The following is a 911-nucleotide window of genomic DNA, read 5'->3' on the forward strand; positions in this document are numbered from 1 at the left end:
CAGGCGGCCGAGGCGCACCGCCAGGCTGGCGAGGTCGCGCGCGATCTGCGCGGACGCCTGTCGCGGGCACAGCAGGCGCGGCTGGCGCTTGCGGCACGGTCGCGGGTGGCCGATCTGACCCATCGGCTGGACCGGGCGCAGGCACTGCAGGCGCAGCTGCACGCTGATCGGGCACAGCGGGCGCGGCTGACCATCACGCCGAAGACGATGGCACGGCTGGATCAGGCACAGACGGTGCTGGACCGCCTGGACGCGCGGGCCGAGGCACAGACGGTGATCATCGAATTTCACGCGGACGGGCCTCTGGCGACGCTGGCGGACGGAACCTCTGTCGAGGGTGCATGGGCGGTGCCGGGGCGGACGCACGTCACGCTGCCGGGCTTCGGCGCGATCAGCGTCGATCCGGGATCGGGGCGGGGGGCGCAGCTGGCCGCCGATCTGGGGCAGGCGCAGCGGGACGTGGCAAGCGCGCTGCAGGATTGTGGGGCGGCCGATCTGGCTGATGCGCGTGACCGGCTGAACCGCGCGACGCGGCTGGACGATGCGCTGCGCCAGGGGGCGCAGGCGCTGGACGATCTGGCGCCGCAGGGCCTGGATGCCTTGCGCGAGGCCCTGGCCCTGGCCACGGCCGAGGCTGCCGATGCCCCTGCGGATGCAGAGGATGCCGCGGTGCTGGAACCCCTGCTGACCGCCGCCGATACCGCCGAGGCGCAGGCGCAGGCCCAGTCCCGCAGCGCCCGTGAGGCCGCGACCGCCGCCGGGGAAGCTCGCGCCGATGCCGAGGGAGAGCGCCGTTCCGCCGAACGCGCGCTGGCGGATGTCCTGGCCGAGGCTGGATCGCTGGACGATCTGGCGGCGCGTCTGGATGCGCTGGCCGCCACGCTGCCCGACCTGTCGGCCCGCAGCGCCGA

General features: G+C 74.8%; 1 protein-coding gene. It reads left to right on the forward strand.

All coding sequences use genetic code 11. The annotated features are described in order from the left end of the window. Positions 1-911 (forward strand): coiled-coil domain-containing protein (locus FHD68_RS19245; protein WP_208863814.1); only part of this gene is annotated, 911 nt, incomplete at both ends.

Origin of the sequence: Paracoccus marcusii (assembly GCF_006151785.1) — a bacterium.
Classification (GTDB): Bacteria; Pseudomonadota; Alphaproteobacteria; order Rhodobacterales; family Rhodobacteraceae; genus Paracoccus; species Paracoccus marcusii.